This is a genomic window from Pseudoalteromonas sp. T1lg23B, from assembly GCF_002964665.1.
Lineage (GTDB): Bacteria > Pseudomonadota > Gammaproteobacteria > Enterobacterales > Alteromonadaceae > Pseudoalteromonas.
Genome location: NZ_PQBZ01000037.1, coordinates 17230 through 31978 on the forward strand (window position 1 = coordinate 17230; position 14749 = coordinate 31978).

Annotated in this window: 15 protein-coding genes; 4 read left to right on the forward strand and 11 right to left on the reverse strand. The window is 43.4% G+C overall.

Annotated elements, in window-relative coordinates; translation table 11 throughout:
• Nucleotides 1–66: 66 nt before the first annotated feature.
• From C2M32_RS16015 to C2M32_RS16025, 3 genes are read right to left on the reverse strand one after another with little or no spacing between them, the layout of a single operon-like run.
• Nucleotides 67–768, reverse strand: a complete 702-nt coding sequence (locus C2M32_RS16015) for a hypothetical protein (protein WP_105169338.1) — start codon at nt 766–768, stop codon at nt 67–69.
• Nucleotides 758–1456, reverse strand: coding sequence for a hypothetical protein (locus C2M32_RS16020; RefSeq protein ID WP_105169339.1), 699 nt, complete (start codon nt 1454–1456; stop codon nt 758–760). Before C2M32_RS16020 ends, C2M32_RS16015 begins: the two co-directional genes overlap by 11 nt.
• A 1-nt stretch (nt 1457) precedes the next feature.
• Entirely contained in the window at nt 1458–2186 is a 729-nt protein-coding gene (locus C2M32_RS16025) for a hypothetical protein (RefSeq protein WP_105169340.1), read from the reverse strand.
• A 721-nt stretch (nt 2187–2907) separates the two neighbouring features.
• Here C2M32_RS16025 and C2M32_RS16030 point away from each other — a divergent pair.
• Nucleotides 2908–3585, forward strand: a complete 678-nt coding sequence (locus C2M32_RS16030) for a nitroreductase family protein (RefSeq protein WP_105169341.1) — start codon at nt 2908–2910, stop codon at nt 3583–3585.
• A gap of 28 nt (nt 3586–3613) precedes the next feature.
• Here C2M32_RS16030 and C2M32_RS16035 read toward each other — a convergent pair whose 3' ends face one another.
• Genes C2M32_RS16035 through C2M32_RS16045 form a run of 3 tightly spaced genes read right to left on the reverse strand, consistent with a single transcriptional unit; the run spans nt 3614 to nt 8252 of the window.
• Nucleotides 3614–4672, reverse strand: coding sequence for an efflux RND transporter periplasmic adaptor subunit (locus tag C2M32_RS16035; protein WP_105169342.1), 1059 nt, complete (start codon nt 4670–4672; stop codon nt 3614–3616).
• Nucleotides 4656–7946 carry an efflux RND transporter permease subunit gene (locus tag C2M32_RS16040; RefSeq protein WP_105169343.1) on the reverse strand — a complete coding sequence of 1097 codons (3291 nt, stop codon included), beginning with the start codon at nt 7944–7946 and terminating at the stop codon, nt 4656–4658. Before C2M32_RS16040 ends, C2M32_RS16035 begins: the two co-directional genes overlap by 17 nt.
• A gap of 9 nt (nt 7947–7955) precedes the next feature.
• Nucleotides 7956–8252 (reverse strand): ArsR/SmtB family transcription factor, encoded by a 297-nt coding sequence (locus C2M32_RS16045; protein ID WP_105169344.1) that lies wholly within the window; start codon nt 8250–8252, stop codon nt 7956–7958.
• Between the two features lie 111 nt (nt 8253–8363).
• Between C2M32_RS16045 and C2M32_RS16050 the strand changes: the two genes are divergently transcribed.
• The gene (locus C2M32_RS16050) at nt 8364–8537 is read left to right on the forward strand and encodes a YgaP family membrane protein (RefSeq protein WP_442792721.1); all 174 of its coding nucleotides are present in this window, start codon (nt 8364–8366) and stop codon (nt 8535–8537) included.
• Between the two features lie 3 nt (nt 8538–8540).
• Nucleotides 8541–8885, forward strand: a complete 345-nt coding sequence (locus C2M32_RS16055) for a rhodanese-like domain-containing protein (RefSeq protein ID WP_105169346.1) — start codon at nt 8541–8543, stop codon at nt 8883–8885.
• A gap of 82 nt (nt 8886–8967) precedes the next feature.
• Here C2M32_RS16055 and C2M32_RS16060 read toward each other — a convergent pair whose 3' ends face one another.
• Together C2M32_RS16060 and C2M32_RS16065 are read right to left on the reverse strand one after the other, a co-directional pair.
• Complete coding sequence (locus C2M32_RS16060) at nt 8968–9600, reverse strand: OmpA family protein (RefSeq protein WP_105169347.1); 633 nt, start codon at nt 9598–9600, stop codon at nt 8968–8970.
• Nucleotides 9601–9669: 69 nt separating this feature from the next.
• Nucleotides 9670–10404, reverse strand: coding sequence for a substrate-binding periplasmic protein (locus tag C2M32_RS16065; RefSeq protein ID WP_105169348.1), 735 nt, complete (start codon nt 10402–10404; stop codon nt 9670–9672).
• Nucleotides 10405–10592: 188 nt separating this feature from the next.
• Here C2M32_RS16065 and chrA point away from each other — a divergent pair, with 188 nt between their 5' ends.
• Nucleotides 10593–11717, forward strand: a complete 1125-nt coding sequence (chrA, locus tag C2M32_RS16070; protein ID WP_105169349.1) for a chromate efflux transporter — start codon at nt 10593–10595, stop codon at nt 11715–11717.
• On the opposite strand, the gene C2M32_RS16075 is transcribed toward chrA, so the two are convergent.
• From C2M32_RS16075 to C2M32_RS16085, 3 genes are read right to left on the reverse strand one after another with little or no spacing between them, the layout of a single operon-like run.
• Nucleotides 11682–12890 (reverse strand): mechanosensitive ion channel family protein, encoded by a 1209-nt coding sequence (locus C2M32_RS16075; protein ID WP_105169350.1) that lies wholly within the window; start codon nt 12888–12890, stop codon nt 11682–11684. The two genes, chrA and C2M32_RS16075, sit on opposite strands and share 36 nt — an antisense overlap.
• Nucleotides 12887–13807 carry an acetyltransferase gene (locus tag C2M32_RS16080; RefSeq protein ID WP_105169351.1) on the reverse strand — a complete coding sequence of 307 codons (921 nt, stop codon included), beginning with the start codon at nt 13805–13807 and terminating at the stop codon, nt 12887–12889. Before C2M32_RS16080 ends, C2M32_RS16075 begins: the two co-directional genes overlap by 4 nt.
• A 25-nt stretch (nt 13808–13832) precedes the next feature.
• On the reverse strand, nt 13833–14702 hold the full coding sequence (locus tag C2M32_RS16085; RefSeq protein ID WP_105169352.1) for an acyltransferase: 870 nt from the start codon (nt 14700–14702) through the stop codon (nt 13833–13835).
• Nucleotides 14703–14749 lie beyond the last annotated feature (47 nt).

Sequence of the window (14749 nt, forward strand, 5' to 3'; positions counted from 1 at the left end):
TGAAATCACGACAGACCAACAAGTTTGCAATATCGACTATCACGAATAGTTATATAACGCGCTATTTTATAAAGAGTTTAAGGAGTCTTCCTGCTCATTAATAGATACTTCTCCACACGCCGACGTTTTATCGTAGATATAGTGTGGATCTGAACAAAATTTTACCCAGTCATCATCATCTAGATAGCTTAATTTCCGCATGAAGTCCCCAAGGCTCAAGGGACCATAGTCAGGCAATAAGGCATACTCTACATGGGCATCCAATGATGTTATGCCATGTTCTACAACTGGAGAATCAAACAATGGCTGAAGATAGTTAAAACGTATTGTTTTAGCTCTGCGTGACAGGCGCAATAGCATCCCCTCACTGAAAAATTCTTGCGCCTGTTTGGCTAACTTATATTTATATCGATAAGCCGCCGTTGAACTTTCCGTGTGTTGAGAGACCAAAATAAGTGGAAATTGCCCTGCAACCATTTCCTCGTCTCTTTGGTAAGAAAGCTCGATGTAAGCACTGTCAGAAAGCGCCTCGAGCGGTTTTTTAGACACCAGATAGATTTCCCAGTCTGTCGCGTCAGAAGTAAACAACTCAGCTGTAAAGTAGACTTTTTGAATAAACTCAGGATAGCTTTTTCTTACGGAAATAGGCTGTAACTTCCAACCTATGGTCCCCGCCTCCAAAGTCGCCTCACTGACTTTACCAATCACACTGCACCCGCTGCCAACAAACAATAAACCTACCAATACCAATATATTCCTAAGTCGCATTACTCAGCTCCTTGATAAATTGCTGGGCTTTGTCACTACTGCTGATAACTGTGTCAATGATACGCCCAGTACTTGGGTCAAAAATAAACTGCTTATTCGTGTTAGTTTCAAACATTAAATTTAATGAAATACTGAATGCACTTGGCGCTACCTGTAAGTGCGCATCTTTTGAGGGTTCGTAATATATGACTTCATGTTTACTTAGCTGGTGACTGCCACAGAACTTTAAAGTACTGGCACTGTCCACATCAAGATCACTATGGTACTGATACTGATATAAACGTGATATGTAACCGGGTCCATAATAGTTTGTGGTCAGAAACCCAAAGTTATGATCATGTAAGCATCGATAGACATTCATCTGATCATTTTGCCGCTTCTGTTCACCATCTGGGTGCCAAAAGCAAACTCTTACCTGAAAAAATGGTGAGTGATTGACATGCAATACAAATGAATCATTACCATACACAATGCCAGTTTCAACACCGAGTGCATCCTGCAAAACGTGCTCACTTACTACCTGACTCAAAAAGTACTTATTGTTGGCCAGTAGTTGCAATTGCATCGCAAGGTGGTGCAATGTGTGTTCCGTTAAGCTTTCAAGACCTTGATAACTTGTCGTCACATTCTCAATGAACTCCTGTAACGAGATAGCATGAGTTGTAGCGAATTTAAATGTATATGTCATGTTAGGCCTCCATAAGTTCTAACGATGGCAGTAATGCACCTGCGCGATTACGCACCACTTCAGAGCAATGGGATATCTGATATTCACGAACAAGTTGGGAGGCTTTATATCGATCTCTGAGATAAATGCCCTCTATCGCTCGCCAAGCTAGCTCATCAATGTGGCTGGCTGACAGCACCAGTAATGCTTGAAAACTCTTTTCACAGGTTGAACGGGCCAACACTTCAATAAAATTAAATAAACGAGCATGATTGTGATAAAGCAAAGAAGTGATAATCGGTTCAAGTGTTACCGCGCAAAGTTTAACGCTTTTTGTATGTACAATATCTTTGTCATACAAAGCTAGCCAGTAAGCATCTTTAGATGCCTGATAGTCAAATGCCTGCAAATAGTCGACTTGTATGGAATCGCCTGGGTTTAAATCATTCACAGTGGCCTTAGTGCATGCTCTGAATACGCTTGCCGTACCATTATTTATCAGTTTTTCTTCTAGAGTGACCTGTTTGATCCTTAAAGACCCTTGCAACAGACACAGTGAATGCGGTGCTGAGTTACACAACGTTGCCCCAAAACAGCTGGGCCCTTTGTACAATACCAATCTATGTGAAGGGCTGTCTTTGAGTACCAAACGACTCTTATCAGCTGAAAACGTATGCTCTGTTTGCACCGCAAGCATCTCCAGCACCGCTTGCACTGAGTTCAAATTATCAAATGTATTATAGTGATTCATCAGATGTCCTTATCTATTTAGCTATCCTTAACCCTACTGCCATAAGCCCCAACTGACATTGGGGCTGCTTTGTTCTTATTTGTTTGAAATGATGATGATAATTGGGATAACAAACACGGGGTCTAGTGCTTGAGGATCAAAAAGCTGTGTATCAAAATTACCCAATGTGTTGACTACTTCCGTAATTATTTCCATGACTATCTTCCTTTTTAGTATGTAACAGATTGATGTGAGTGAGATTCCTCCCCACTTACAGATTCGGTCGCCACATTTGTGCCGACATTGAAAAAGCTAGGTCAGCAAAAATCAAATATCAATCCAAAGTACAATTTTTCATGTACGCAACATTGCTACATTATTTCGATTTTTTGAATTGCGGAGTTTACAGACGGGAATGCTCCAACTAAGCGGCTTGATGTAAAATATCTCAGAATGTCATTTTGTTAAATAAAGCTTAATAAAACATTTCATTTATGTACTTTCCTTCTCTATCCTTTGCGTCATTCACAACATAGTAAATTTCACAATGATGAACACTCAATAATGTAAACATTAATATTTTTTGCTGCTGCCAACATGAAGAAAACTCATGATTCTTCAATGAGTTCTTAGTTATAACAATTCTCGTGTTGACGCCCTCAGATGTGAGTCATACTCTGCTTATAGCGCTGACACAAAATAGCAAAACCCTAACAAACGAATACGACAATGGACTTACATTATGCAAAATCACAAAAGCGTCCCTCTCAATGACTTTATTGAGTATTCTCAACAGGATATGCTGCAAAGAGCAGAAGATAACTTGAGTGAATACCAACGACGCCATACCATTCGAAGCTTTAGCGATCGACCTGTTCCCAAAGAAATTATTGAGGCATGTATAAAAGCGGCAGCTAGTGCACCAAGTGGTGCAAACCACCAGCCTTGGCATTTTGTAGCAATTCACAGCGCTGACATGAAAAAGAAAATTAGAGAAGCTGCGGAAGATTTAGAGCGTTCTTTCTACCAAGGCCGTGCTGGTGATGAATGGCTTGATGCGCTAAAACCGCTTGGAACCGATGCCGACAAGCCTTATTTAGAGCACGCTCCTTGGCTGATTGCAATATTCAGTCAGAAGAAAGGCGGTATTCATAGTGAAGATAAAAACACCAACTACTATGTTCACGAGTCCGTTGGTATTGCAACTGGCTTTCTAATTCAAGCACTACATCATGCAGGACTTGCCACTTTAACTCATACACCTAAGCCTATGAGCTTTTTAACTGACATTTGTGGTCGTGACAAAGATAACGAGCGTCCGTACATGCTACTCATTGCGGGCTACCCCAGTGAAGATGCCACTATACCTGAGCACGCTCTAGTGAAAAAGCCATTCGAGGAAATAGCCACTTTCCTATAAGTCGGCAATCCCTATTAGGTACTGGTGGTTAGTGCACCGCCAGTACCTCACCTACTTCCAGCCCCGCTAATACCTCAATTTGCTTATCATGCACTTGTCCCAAGCGCACAAAGCGTCTGTGTAATTGTCCCTGTTCTACCACTTCGACCATGGTCAATTGACCGTAGCGTTTTATCAAATCACGGGGTATTAAGATCTGCCTTCTAGGCTTTTCTGGTAAATGCAGCTGCGCATACATACCTGGCTTTACATTTTGTGCCAGTTCAATATCTAGCTTCACCATAAATCGGCGCGCGTTACTGTCGGCAACAGGTACGATTTCACTGATGGTTGCATACTGGGTCATACCGCTGGCAGGGATGTGTATTTTCAACTCATCTCCCAGCTGTAAATGACTCGCTTGTTGCTCACGAACAGCAGCTGTTACTTGCAATTGTGCTGGGTTATACAAAGCAACAATCGCAGTGCCAGGTGTCAACATCGTACCGGGTTCTTGCAAACGTTCCACTACCGTGCCATCTATGGGTGCCAAGATTTGCGTATCGCTCAAAGCCACGAGCGCACCTTCTAGCTGTTGTGCTAGAGCCAATTGCTGTGCTTGAAGTTCATTTACCTTAGTACGCCATTCATCAACCACATTAACCGCTACTAACCCCTGACTTTGTAGCGTTTCACTGCGGACTAGCTGCTTTTTTGCCTGCTTTAATTGAACGGCAAGTGCATCTTGTTGCGCCTGTACTTGCGAAGCCCGCGCCTGTAAATCCGCATCATCAATTGTGGCCAACAACTCTCCAGCGGTTACATTTTGCCCTGCTCGCACATTCAAACTCTTCAATTGTGCCAATAATCGACTAGCAACTAAGGTATTCACTTTTGCTGTCACATTAGCATTGACCACTTCATGATGAACTACGGTACTTTCGCTTACCACGTATTCTTCACCCTGATAGGTTTGAGGTGTGGGCTTAGTGCCTGACATGACTACCTCATCAAACATACCCGCCATATATGCCACCATGACCAACAATCCGATGAGCGCTGATACTGGCAACATAGCCTTGTGAACCTTATTACTTATCAATAGCATAGCTGTCGCCTTCTGTATTTTTAAAGACTAAGAAATAAACCAACGGCACTACTAGCATAGAAAAAATGGTTGATGCGATAATGCCAAAAATAATTGCCAGCGCGAGACCACTAAAAACAGGATCTAAAATGATTACCAAATTACCTAACAAGGTGGTTCCAGCAGTTAATAACACTGGGCGCATACGTACTTCTCCCGCTTGGATCAGCGCTTGCTTTAGCGCTACCCCTCGGGCTCTTGCTTGATTGATAAATTCAACTAAAATCAGTGAGTTGCGAACAACAATCCCTGCTAATGCAATCATACCTATCATCGCCGTGGCGGTGAATAATATCGGGTCGGGCGCACCGGCTATTTCACGCTCACCAAATTGGTTCAGTAACCAAAACCCCGGCATAATCCCTATCATGGTTAGTGGAATTGCAGACATAATGATCAAAGCAAGTGCACTGGAGTCGGTCTGCCAACGCAAAATGACAAATATTGCTGTTAAGGCAAACGCGAACGCTATCCCCATGTCTCGAAATACATCAACGGTAATGCGCCACTCACCCTCACCACTAAAGCTGTAAGATGTTCCCTCTGGTAACTGCCATACAAGCCCAGCACCGCTGTTAATATAACTGCGTTTTGACCAATGAGTTTGCACACTTTCATCACCCTGTTCGTCGGCAACTACATCCGCTATGACTTCTGCCGGAGTACGACCATTGAGCTCTGCTGTAACGTAAATCACATTTTGTAGGTCTTTGCGAATGATTGGTTGTGGCGCGTCAAAGGTTTGCCAACGCCCAAGCTCTGACAACGCAACTAATGGCCGAGTAGCGCCCTCAAGGCCATATTCACTGCCAACTTTACTTAGCGCTCTTTGCCCCCTAACTTGCAGCGCATCCAGATTAGACTGCTGGTTTCTCACCTCATATGGCAAGCGTAAGTTAATAGTGACCGGTTCTGATTCATGAGATAGGTACAACAGCCCTGCATGTAAACCATCATTAGCGATACGTAATGATTGATTGATATCATCGGTACTAATACCAGATAACGCGGCTTTACCTTTATCGACAACAAACCTTGCAAGCTGGGTGGTTGCAGCCATCGAGCTATCCACTTCCACAACATGTGCCTCTTGAGATAAACGTGCCATCAAAGCTTTTGCCGCTTGCTGATGTGTTTGCGCCGATACAAATGGCTCGGCATAGACCTGAGCTACCAGCGTGCTCAATACGGGCGGTCCTGGAGGCACTTCGACTACTTTAACTTTTACGCCATTGTTATTGAACCTTTGCAATACTTGGCGTAACCGCAATACCACAGCATGAGACTGGTGGGATCGCTGTGTTTTATCCAACAGTAGTACTCTTAAATCGGCAAGATGAGGTGCCTCACGGCGATAATAACCTCGTACCATACCATTGAAGTCCATACTCGATGGCTTGCCAACATAAGCGGCTATCGCTGTTACTTCCCGCTGTTGCCAAACTTCATGCTGCACCTGACGAGTCAATTTTGCAGTTTGTTCTAACGTGCTACCCTCGGGCAACTCAATCAACACCTGCACTTCATTTTTATTATCAAAGGGTAATAGCTTAAGCGGAACAGCACGAAACAAAGGCAAGCTAACACTGATCACAAACAGAGCAAGCGTTGTCCATAATACCGCCTTAGCGCGCCATGGTGTCACCAACATAGGCGTTAATATTCGACTATACACAGACACTTTTTGTGATCTTTGCGGCTCTTTTATCGGATGACCATGTAGTAACTTTTTGGCCAACCAAGGGGTAACTAAAAATGCGACCAAAGTAGACGCAATCACACTAACTGGGACATTAAAGGCCATCGGTGCCATATAAGGTCCCATCATACCGGTGATATAAGCGAGTGGTAAAAATGCGACACTAATAGTGAGCGTCGACAGTAACAACGCTACTTTGATCTCAGACATGGCTGCTATCACTTGTTTATCAGTGTGTTGTCGTGAAGGTTTCTTTCCCATCGACATAAAACGACTAATATTTTCCACGCCAGTTATGGGGTCATCCACGAGTAAGCCTAGTGACAGGATTAAAGCAAATAAGGTAACTCTGTTGATCGTATAACCAAATGAAAAATCTAATGCCAGCGTGATCCCATAGCAAATTGGCACGGCAAGGCCGACCACAATAGCAGGTCGCCACCCCAAAAATACCCCGACAAAAATAACCACCGTAAACACCGCAAAGCTTAGGCTAGCTGTTAGGTCATTCACTTTTTCATTTGCAGTATCTCCATAATTTCTCAACACTTTAACGTCAATGTCGGCAGGTAATATCTGAGCTTTTAGTTGCGCCATAAGCGCCAAACTTTGCTTTGCAACCAATACCGCATTACTTCCCCGTTGCTTGGCTACACTGAGTGTGATCAGAGGCAAGCTTTGATGTTGTTCGTCGATTGCTAACCATTGATAGGCTTGAGGTTCACTGGGGCCATCCATCACCTTTGCCACATCCTTTAGTAACACTTGTTGGCCATTGAGTACGTTAACGGTTAGCTGTGATACCTGCTCAGCGCTGCGTAATACATCGCCTGATTGCAAAGCTATCAATTGCTGACCTGTTACCGTTGCGCCAACTTGCTGCAATTGATTACTGGCTTGCAATGCCATCAATACGTCCAAAGGTGTGGTCTGGTGTGCAGCAAGTGCTGTCGCATCCAGTAATACCTGCACTTGTCGCTGACGCCCCGCGATCACTTTCACTTCACTTGTGTCTGGTAATTTTTGCAATTGAGTTGAAAGCTCTTGAGCAAAGCGAGTTAATTCATAATCGCTGTAACGCTGCGTAGATTGGCTGTATAAGCCCAGCATCATGATAGGAACATCATCGACTTCGACAGGCTGAATTTGCCAATCTTTCACCACTTGGGCCATGTTATGTTGATTGGCATACAGCTTGGTATAGGTGTTTAAAATAGCTTGTTCTCTGCTTTGACCCACATGAAAACGCAATGTCGCTACTGTGCCACCTGTATCCGTTGTGGAATAGACATGCTCCACCCCGGGAATTTGTAACAATAACTTTTCAAGTGGCTCCGTCACTAAGCGTACCACTTCAGGTCCACTTAAATTGGGGGTATTAACCCGGATATCCAGCATAGGCACCACTATCTGAGGCTCCTCCTCTCGCGCCGTAAACTGCATCGCAAATAGGCCCATGATTAAGGCAATAAAGAGTATAAAAACAGGAAGCCTTCCCGCAAGACTCGCTGCCATTGTCCTATCAAAAAGAGTCATATTACTTTCCTACGGTGCGCAAAACAGTCGATAGAGCTGTAACAATATGGCTTTAACTTTGTCGTCTATCACTCGATAGTAAATCGTCTGGCCTTCACGACGAGTGGCCACCACATTGGCCTTTCTTAGGCTGGCTAGATGCTGAGATAAGGCTGACTGGGTCAACGGCACCGCTTCGTTGAGTGCGCTGACACTCAACTCATCTTCCAAAAGGCTGCATAAAATCATTAGGCGATTTTTATTAGCCATCATTTTTAAAAGTGCCTCTGCCTGTTGGGCATTATCTGCCATCGCTGCAAAATCCATATTTACTCCGTTAATCATTTCGAGTGAGCAAAGTATAGACAAACACATTAGCAGTGTCTAATATTAGTAATCTCTAATATAACCTGAGAGTCTGTTATGAAACTAAACCCTATGCTTCGCCTAATAGCTGGTATGATGTTGTTATTATCATTGGCGCTGACACACTATGTTGACCAAAATTGGATATGGTTTAGTGTTTTTATTGCAGCCAACTTGATTCAATCGGCATTTTCAAATTGGTGCCCTATGATCACATTACTTAAAAAACTCGGTGTAAAGGAATAAGCTATGTTGACTCCAGTACAAGACTTACTAAAGATAGTTAAACCAACACAACGCTGTATCGATGCGCAACAAGCAAAAGCGGAAATCAGCCAGAATAATGGGCTGCTTATTGATGTAAGAGAACCAGAAGAGCACAATAAAAAATCTGCAGCCGGAGCTTTGAACATTCCAAGAGGGTTGCTTGAGTTTAAACTTCCAGAAATTGAAAAAGATGCCGAGCGGCCTATCTATGTGCACTGCGCAGCGGGAAGTCGAGCGGTATTTGCAGCGGAGCAGCTCACCCGTCTGGGTTATCAAAATGTCAGTGTAATATCTTGTAAGGCAGAAGAGATCTGTAACACCTTTTAGCTACATTGATAGCTGTTGATTGCAATTTAGCGCTTAGCTAAGTAGCGCGGTGACTTTATCACCGCGCCACATATTGCACGCTCTAGGCTTTATTTGGAATGATTTGAATTTCTACTCGACGGTTTTGTGCTCGCCCTTGCTCGGTATCATTGCTGGCGATCGGTTGTGATTCACCCATGCCTTGGGTATGAAGCCTTGCAGCAAGTACCTGCTGACCTAATAAATAGTTTTTAACACTGTTAGCTCGTTGCTCACTCAGCTTCTGGTTTAGAGCGCTTGTTCCTGTACTATCTGTATGACCAACAATATTAAGGAATGTTTTTTCATATTTATTCATTACCTTAGTGATGGCATCCAAGGTGTTGTAGAAGCTTGGAGAAATACTTGCCTGATTAGAAGCAAAGGTAATGTTACTGGGCATCACTAACCTCATGTTGTCACCCTCTCGGATCACTTCAACACCAGAACCGGCTAATTCCTTACGAAACGCGGCTTCTTGCTTGTCCATGTAATCGCCAATGGCAGCCCCAGCAACTGCACCAATGGCAGCACCTATAAAAATACGCTTATCCTTGTGATTACCAGTCGCTTTACCTAGTACAGCGCCCGTGGCGGCTCCAATTGCAGCCCCTTTACCGGTATTTGTCATCTCACAACCTGATAGCAGTGCTAAGCCTAAAGTGGCTACAATGAGCCCTTGTTTACTTAAAGTCATGATCTTCTCCAAGTGATTTTTCGCCTAGGCTAGCGATTGCTTCGTGAATGTAAGATTAACTCAGGGACATTATTGTAGCAGATGCTCTGGGATGGGAGGCAGTGCGTATGGGGTAATGATTTTATCTAGCTGCTTATTTTTTGCCATTTCCATCATGGCATTGCGTAGATGTTGCGCAGCTTCGCTTTGCGCGAAATCTTTACTGATAGCCATATAACCGTAAATCACATTGGTATAGCGATAATTCATTTTTTCAAGCTGGGAGATAGGCTGTTTAAGTACTTTCATTGCAACCTCAGCTGTATCTTCAACAGCAATGGCCAAATCTACCCGCTCTTTAAGCACCAAATCAAAAGCTACTTGCTCTGAAGTCACTTCGACTTTTGACAGTTTTGAATCTTTATCAAAGCGTTCAAAAAATGCCGCACCTCGCATCACCGCAATACGTTTGTCGTATAAATCTTCGAAGCGATTAACGACCATGTTGCTACCTTTCTTAGCATATAAAACAAATGAGGATGACAAAGCCATATAGGGCGGATCAACAAAGACCATGTTGGTTTCACGCTGCGGAGTTTTAATAAGCCCTCCCATGATGTCTACATCTCCCTGCTCTAGCATACGTAAACATCTAGATAGTGGACAAGGGACAGGACGGATATGATATTTATCCGCGACAGCAGCTCGAGTTATGTCTAAGATCAGGCCCGAGGAATCCCCATCACTGCCTACTTGGCTGTAAGGGGGGGCATGATCAACTGCAACGTGGATTATCTGATGTTGCGCACTCGCGCTGTACACCATGCACGTAACCAGAAAATAAAACGCCAATATCAAGTGTCGCAAATTATCACACCTCTAACTTCGACCTAATTATGTGCATAGCAAACAGAACATATAGTGCTTAGCAAAACCAAGCTAGAGACCATACGCAATAAAAATGTCACAATATTATGTCAGCATGTAATGTTAACTGTACCATAAGGAAAACCATGGCACTGAGTATTTTTTATCAATTTTTTCTACTCGGCTGTACCAGCTTTGGCGGCCCTGCAGCCCATTTAGGCTTTTTTAAAAAGCATTTTGTTGATAATTTGGGTTGGCTTTCCAATGAGCGCTATGCAGCCATGATCAGTTTGTCGCAAATATTACCAGGTCCGGGATCAAGTCAGGTTGGCTTTGCAATCGGTCTCGAGCGAGCTGGAATATTTGGCGGAATAGCAGCATTTTTGGGTTTTACCTTACCCTCTTTTTTAATCATGCTGTTGTTAGCAATGAGCGCTTCGCAACTAGACAGTGCGCTCTTAGGTGTTATCAATGGCCTCAAGCTGTTTGCCGTTGTGATAGTCGCCGATGCAGTCTTGTCGATGGCAAAAAGTTTTTGTAAGACCATCCCTCTTAAGCTTGTCGCTTTTGTCAGCACCATGGTTTTACTGCTTTTACCCAGTTTGCAAGCGCAACTGCTCGTGTTAGCCGTCACAGCATGCGTAGCCTGTGTTTATCGTTTTTCTGTCATTCCAACACACAATGTTCACACAGCAAATAACAAGGTCAACCTACCCGTACTCAGTCTCTTTAGCCTACTCTTTCTCATCACGTTCTTCGGTCTGCCAAATGAGCTGTTTGCACAGTTCTATCAAGCGGGGGCTTTGGTATTTGGCGGTGGTCATGTGGTACTACCGCTACTGCAAAATACCGTATCAGAGTTAAGTCAAGACAGCTTTTTAACTGCTTATGCCGCAGCACAAGCGGTTCCTGGTCCAATGTTCAGCATTGCCACATACTTAGGCGCCACTCTAGCAAGCGAACATATCTGGCTTTTTGCTGTAATAGCAACTGTGGCAATATTTTTACCCGGTTTACTCTTAATGTGGGCATTCCATAACAATTGGCAATCATTGAGTTCCTTACCCAGATTTGCCAGTGTGACATGTGCATTAAACGCTGCCGTAGTTGGCTTGCTAGCCGCAGCGCTTTATAACCCCATTTGGCAATCAGCTGTTTACTCAATCACGCACATGCTAACAGTCATTGGTGGCTTTGTACTCTTTAAGTATTTTAAACCACCTATTTGGATGATGTTACTGCTGTTCTGCGTTGTGGGGATGCTGCTGTAGCAGCTGACCGGAAATACTTTGATATGGGCGTAACTGGAATGCGCCCATAATCGCAAGCATGTGATCGATAAGATCCGCTTGCAAATGCTCATAGGCTACCCATTTTTTATTACTGCTGAAGCAGTAAAACTCTATTGGTAAACCATAGTTTGCGGGCGCAAGCTCCCGTACCATCATGACACATTCTTTATTAATACCCGGATGTTGTGCCAAATATTGCTCTGCATATCGGCGGAACAACCCTAAATTTGTCGTTTTGTCTGGCCATGATTCAATATCATTTAATGAGTTAAACTCGCGCTTTAACGCTTCGACTTCCTGCTGTTCTAGCACTTTGATAGAGTGAATATCAATCAACACCGCTCGCTTTATGCGACGTCCAGCAGACTCCTGCATTGCACGCCAATTTTTAAACGAATCTGAAATCAGCATATAAGTTGGGATCGTCGTGACGGTGTTGTCCCAGTTTCGAACGCGTACCGTGTTCAAACCTAGGTCGATAACTTCACCGTCCGCCCCAAATGCATCAACTTGGATCCAATCTCCTGTTTTTACCAAGCGATTGGCAGCGATTTGAATGCTAGCAACCAAACCCAAAATGGTATCTTTAAAGACTAATAGCGTAACCGCAGCGATAGCACCAAAGCCCGAGAGAATATAGGTTGGAGATTTGTCGAGAATCAAACTGATAATAAGGATGCTACTAACAATAAATGTCATCAGCTTAGTAACTTGCACAATCCCCTGTATTGGCACATCTTTAGCGAATCTCAGCTGGTTGTAGATTGCATGCGCTAGATTTACAAAACCACTAAATAAAAAGCCGGTGACGATGATCAGGACGATTTGACCAACAGACAATAAGATACTCATTAGCCAAGCAGGTGCCACAAAAACTTTATCATAAAAGGCTAAAAACGCGACGCAGCACAGCATTGCCGCCAACCTGCCTGTGACTTTATTAAGCTCTGATGCCAAGTGACCAATGCGCGTAGGTGAAACTTTTGTCAGCCCCTTTTGAATACTCGGAAACACCAATCTGCGCGTAAACAGATAAAGTAACAGCAAGGCGACAACTCCAACGCTGTTAGCTGTAAGCGCACTCAATAAACTACCTTGCGGCATATTTACAAACCAAGTATCAAATAAATCGGTAATGTGAACCAATGTCATAAAGGGGCCGTTTCCTTATTAACCACAGCATTCTTTTTTTCATAGTGTAAATAGAGTTGGCTAAGTTGCTTATCTTTATTTTGCCAAAGGGTATTGAGATAATTTTGAAACACGACACGGTATTGCTTGTCTTGTTGGTAACAACCTTGTGGCACACTGGCAATATCTATCAATGCAATATCGACATGCACGCTTTGCAGTTGCCCCAACATAAAGCTACGACATATATGCTCATTTTTAGATTGATACATGATGGTGGTATTCAATAACCCATCCAGTTGCTCACCTAATACTTCTAGCGCAAATGCCGTTCCCCCAGCTTTGGGTTTTAGTAAATGACTAAATGTACTTTGTTGCTTGTGCTGTTTTATCTTGGTAAATCTTGTTCCTTCGGCAAAGTTAATCACCGTCGTTGGGTGCTGACGAAAGTTACGGCAACTGTGTTTGGTACGCGCAACATCGAGACCCTTGAGCTTTGGATTTTTAGCGACCTGAGCTTTACTTGCACGTTTCATAAACGGCATACCCATCGCCCACGCTCCAGTTCCAATGAAAGGAACGTACTTGAGTTCGTCTTTTAAGAAAAACTTAGGTGCAGGTAAAGCTTGGTTGGCACTTAACACTACAATGTCAAGCCAACTGATGTGGTTTGCCACCAACAGGTACCAGCCTTGTTGCTTGACCTCTGCTGGTATATTCACATTGATCTGTTCACAACCGACTTGTAACGCCAATTTGTTGCCCTGACACCAAAGCCCATATGCAAGGTGAAGTAATTCAGACACGGCCCTAATTGGCAGAATTAGCTTGACCAGACCTAGGGCAAATACCACGACGCCACACACTAACGTGTTTACTAACAGTATCAAAGTCGCAGATAAGCCGAAAAACCAATTTGGTAAAACATTTCTTAGCATTGCGCAACCTCACTTTGTTTCATTGTTAGCTACGTAACCGCTGTAACTGCTCGTCCTTTTGGCTCCACAACTGATTCAGCTCCGCCTGAAAACGTACTCTAAAATCGTTGTCATTGCTATAGTCACCAATCAAGTTCTCACTCACTGGCAACACTTCCACATGTACATCTATTTGTTTGACTCGACCACTGACGAAGTCAACAAATGTAGGAATGCCATCTGGGTAATGAATCGTCACATTGACCACTTTACTCAACTGCTCACCCATCGCCTGCATAACAAATGCAATACCGCCAGCCTTAGGCTTAAGTAAATGTTTAAAGGGACTGTTTTGGCGACGATGCTTTTGGGGCGTATAGCGCGTACCTTCTACAAAGTTAACGATACTGACCGGCATGGCTTTAAACTTTTCACACGCTTTACGCGTGGTTTCCACATCTTTACCTTTGAGCTTGGGGTTCTTTTTTAACTGACTTTTACTGGTACGCGTCATAAATGGAAAATCTAGTGCCCACCAAGCTAAGCCAAGAAATGGCACATATAGCAATTCTTTTTTTAAGAAGAAGTTTAAAAAAGGTATCCGACGATGTAACACTCGTTGCATCACCAAAATATCCACCCAACTTTGATGATTGGCGATGACTAGATACCAGTCTCGTTGTTTCAACTCACTTAAGCCTTCAACATTCAACCTGTATGGTGACAACAACTTTTGGGTGAGGTTGTTACCGGCTACCCAAAAGCTTGCACACTCTTTTGCCAGCCAACTGCACGCCTTTTGCAATACAGTAATGGGTAATAGTTTGATCAACCCAAAAATAAAAATGGGAACAAACCATACTAATGTGTTCAGTGCATACAGTATCAAACTCAGAATACAACGTAACAACGACATGCAATGCTTCCTTTACAGCCTAGCCAACTGGCTGAGTCATAAGCAGA